Raw genomic sequence first — 4,162 nt, 5'->3', positions numbered from 1 at the left:
ACCAGGCCCTATGAAATTCTGAAGGCCGCTAATGCAATGGCGCGCATGGCGCGGGAATCCAGGCCGCTTGAGCTGCATATGGTTAAGCTCGAAGATAAACAGCCTCAGGTTGCTGGCGATATTCCTTTAAATATCGAAGAGCGTATTGAATCTCTTGGTCATATGGACTGGATCTTTATTCCACCAAATTGGAGAGATCCGGTACATTTATTGAAACGTTATCCCAAGTTGCCAGAGATGTTAAGGCAGCGCTATGAGGAAGGGACTAACTTTATTGCCACAGGGGCCGGTGCCTATTTCTTGGCAGAAGCAGGCCTTTTAGACAAGACCCCTGCTACGACTCACTGGTTCTTTTTTGATAAATTTGAAAAGCGTTACCCTCACGTTGAACTAAAACGCCAGCACTTCATTACTTATGGTAACCGAATTTATTGTGCTGGCAGTATCAACGCGCTGTCAGACTTGGTCTTTCACTTGATTGGCCAGGCCTTTGGTTTGGAAAAACGTCAGTTAGCGGAGCGCCATTTTGCCCATGAAGTAGGCAGCAGCTACGACTTGCCTATGTTTTCAGTCGGACGAGCCGCGCATGCAGATGAAGATATTATCGAGATTCAGGCGTGGTTAAAGTCCTCGTGTCATGAAGATATTGATATTCCCCAGATGGCCGAAAGAGCAGGCATGCCAGTACGAACGTTTACACGTCGTTTCAGGCAAGCATTAGGCATGACACCGAATCAGTACCTTCAGGACTTACGCATTGAAAATGGCCGTGACTTATTGAAATCAACCGATCTAAGCATTCAGGATGTGGCTGAAAACGTTGGCTATAAAGATACGGCTTACTTTTCTCGGGTGTTTAAAACCAAGGTAGGGCTGACGCCAAGTGATTATAAGAAAATGGTGCGTCCAAAACTCTTCCAGTTAGATTAAAGAGTAATAATTTGGGACAAAAAAAGAGGAGCCTGTTTAGGGCTCCTATAATAGGGGTTTCTTCAAGGAAGACAGAATCACGATCGCTTCTTCGTGATCTGTAATAACAGTATAAGACTAAAATTTCCGTAATGTGGTTAAAAAGTGAGCTATATTTGTAATGATTCGTTATAACATGCTATCGCATGCCAAGAATTACTTACATAGCAGTCCTTTCACAACATTTAGCCTTGCTGTCGTAAGTTCAGACAATGGAAATGTAACTTGGTTCAAAAAAATAATAATACTTGATGAATCTTTTCAGATTTACGTGGTCTATTAGCATTCATCCCCTTACAAAAGGAAGACTAAACCGAGATGTCTCAGGCACCCAAAAAAGTCCTTTTTCTGTGTACCGGTAACTCTTGTCGAAGCCAAATGGCCGAAGCCTGGGTAAATACGATCAGAAATAAAGAGTGGCAAGCATACTCTGCAGGCATAGAAACCCACGGTATGAACCCTAATGCTGTTTCAGTGATGGGGGAACTTGGGGTAGATATGAGCAAACATTATTCTAAGCATATTGAAGAGCTCGAAGCGCAACAGTTCGATTTGATCGTGACAGTTTGCGGTCATGCTGCTGAACATTGCCCAAACTTATCGGAGTTCAAAGAGATTAAGCATGTTCCTTTTGATGACCCGCCATCGTTAGCGAAACTAGCTGCTAATCAGGAAGATGAGTTGGAGAGTTATAGGCGTGTGCGAGATGAAATCAGGGCTTTTGTTGAGTCGTCTAGCTTTTCTAGCTAAAGCGGCTTGAGATACCTTGATCTTTGCTCCATGCAGTCCTATTATGCGCGCTTTTTAATCAATACTAAGCTTCTTTAATAAACTGCATTTGCACTGACGTAACAAGGCTCAACATAATGACCGAAGAACATCAGGATTCCGCACAGACGGACGAAACTGACTCAAAAGAGACGAATACCAAAGGTCCTAAAATTGAAGTGGCTAACCTCAAGAAAAGGCCGATTAGAAGCTTCGTTGTTCGCAGTGGAAGGATGACCGCAGGCCAGCAAAGAGGCTTTGAAGAGTGTTGGTCAACGATGGGCTTGGAGTTAGCGAAAGCGCCTTCTGATGTTCGTGAGAGTTTTCCTCTTGCGCAACCTTTAGTGGTAGAAATTGGTTTTGGCATGGGTGCATCACTAAGTGAAATGGCTCATCAGGCGCCTAATGAGAACTATTTGGGGATTGAAGTTCATCGTCCCGGAGTTGGTGCGCTCCTAAATCAGGCGGGTGATCTAGGCTTGGAAAACTTACGAGTATTCTGCGCCGACGCCAACGAAGTGCTGGCACGGAATATTGCTGATGATTCCGTTAGTCGCCTACAGCTTTTCTTTCCCGACCCATGGCATAAAGCACGCCATAATAAACGTCGCCTTGTACAGAGCGAGTTTGCTGAGCGAATCAGGTCAAAGCTTGAAATCGGAGGTGTCTTCCATATGGCAACAGACTGGGAGCCTTACGCAGAACATATGATGGAAGTGATGGAAGCCGCGCCAGGCTATGAAAACGTGGCCGGAGCCGGGCAATACTCTGAACGCCCTGAAAACCGCCCCTTAACTAAGTTTGAAAAGCGCGGTCAGCGTTTAGGGCATGGTGTTTGGGATTTGCTCTACCGACGTATTGCTTAAATACATAGAGTCTTCATAAGAAGCAATAATAGCTAAAACAAGGTTTGTATGTATGTCAGGGCACGATAACTCGAAAAGCACTGAAGGTGTTGTTGCTGAGATAGCGCCAAAAGAGTGCCGTGACCGTTTGAGAGCCGATATTGCCAACTGCGAGCTTCTGGGTGAAACCCAGGATGCCAAGAAAATATTGCTTTATCATCACCGCCAATCTTCGGTGCTAATGAATGAAATTGGCCGTTTGCGAGAAGAGTCCTTCCGCTTGGTGGGCGAAGGAACAGGGCGTGAACGTGATCTCGATGAGTACGATGCCCACTATATGCACATCGTCCTTTGGGATGAAGAGCAAGGTGAGGTGGTCGGCGCGTATCGCCTAAGAGGTACTGATCAGCTCGATGTACAGGAAGATTCTGATCGGCTGATTGTTAATTCTCCTCTTTATACTGCGAGCTTATTCGACTACTTACCAGCATCGCGTAGCATTCTAGAGCATGGGTTGGAGCTGGGCCGAAGTTTTGTTCAGCCACAATACTGGGGTTCCAAAAGCCTGGAATATTTGTGGTATGGCATCGCAGCCTTTCTTAGGCTACACCCTCAATACCGTTACTTGTTCGGCGCAGTAAGTATTAGCAATACCTTATCTGCACCAGCTAAAGACTTACTTATCTATTTCTATCAGCACTACTATGGAACTGAGACAAAGTATCTAGTCTGTCATCACCCATACCAGCTAAGTGAGGCTTCAAAAAAGCACCTAGATCAATTTTTTGAAGGTTTAGATCTAAAGGAAGGCTTCATTAAGCTCAAGAAACAGCTAAGGTATCTTGGCTTCGCTGTTCCTGTTTTATACAAACAGTATGCAGAATTGTCAGAACCAGGCGGGACGCGCTTTTTAGGCTTCAATATCGACTCGGACTTTAGTGATTGCGTTGACGGCTTTGTCGTGGTCGATATTGATCAAATGTCAGGACAAAAACGAAAACGCTATGGTTTGCTGACGCATCGGCTTGTTTCATCTTAGTATTATTGTTTGTTTGGGTCTCATTGCTCAGCACTTAAGACGCTCAACGAGCTTGCTTAGATAAGGACAAAACAGTCAGTTTGAGCAATAGTTCAATGCTCGCAACCACCTAAAGACCTTTTTAGGTCTCGATATATCTGGCTACAGACCTTTTAAGTATGCGGAGATCTTCATTGACTCTTCTACACTCATATTCTCGAAAGTCGTCATCTTACTAGCATCACTTCCCACCCTAACTTTATGAGATACCTGCCAAGCACTTAGTTTAGTGCCCTTATTAGGCGGAACAGCCCTTAGAAATTTTCCTAAGCCTGTTGAGTTATGACACTCAGAGCAATGGTGTTCGAATAGGTCTTTTCCTGACGCTAGGTCTGGGTGGTTGTGCTGGTCATTGCCACACCCAACTAAGAAGATACATAACAAGGTGATTGTATAAACGATAGGCATATTTAATATCCTTTCATGTTCTAAACCGGACAATTAACGTATTGAATTAGCAAATAATTCCTTGTACTGATCCATTTAAGCATTACAAAAATAA

5 protein-coding genes are annotated in these 4,162 nt (G+C 44.3%); 4 read left to right on the top strand and 1 reads right to left on the bottom strand.

The window, feature by feature from the left end; all coding sequences use genetic code 11:
• The 4 genes from A3766_RS18950 to A3766_RS18935 form a co-directional block, all read left to right on the top strand.
• On the top strand, window positions 1–930 hold a 930-nt coding region (locus tag A3766_RS18950), incomplete at its 5' end, for a GlxA family transcriptional regulator (protein WP_068642781.1).
• 357 nt (window positions 931–1,287) lie between these two features.
• Entirely contained in the window at window positions 1,288–1,719 is a 432-nt protein-coding gene (locus tag A3766_RS18945) for an arsenate reductase ArsC (protein ID WP_068509254.1), read from the top strand.
• A 116-nt stretch (window positions 1,720–1,835) separates the two neighbouring features.
• Window positions 1,836–2,603 (top strand): tRNA (guanosine(46)-N7)-methyltransferase TrmB, encoded by a 768-nt coding sequence (gene trmB, locus A3766_RS18940; protein WP_082865329.1) that lies wholly within the window; start codon window positions 1,836–1,838, stop codon window positions 2,601–2,603.
• A gap of 52 nt (window positions 2,604–2,655) precedes the next feature.
• A complete protein-coding gene (locus A3766_RS18935; RefSeq protein WP_068554061.1) occupies window positions 2,656–3,621 on the top strand; it encodes a GNAT family N-acetyltransferase in 966 nt (321 codons plus the stop codon).
• Window positions 3,622–3,762: 141 nt separating this feature from the next.
• On the opposite strand, the gene A3766_RS18930 is transcribed toward A3766_RS18935, so the two are convergent.
• The gene (locus tag A3766_RS18930; protein ID WP_068509251.1) at window positions 3,763–4,068 is read right to left on the bottom strand and encodes a cytochrome c; all 306 of its coding nucleotides are present in this window, start codon (window positions 4,066–4,068) and stop codon (window positions 3,763–3,765) included.
• Window positions 4,069–4,162: the final 94 nt, after the last annotated feature.

Source organism: Oleiphilus sp. HI0132 (assembly GCF_001635845.1).
Note: the sequence above shows the minus strand (reverse complement) of the source record. Positions and strands in the feature narration are given on the sequence as shown.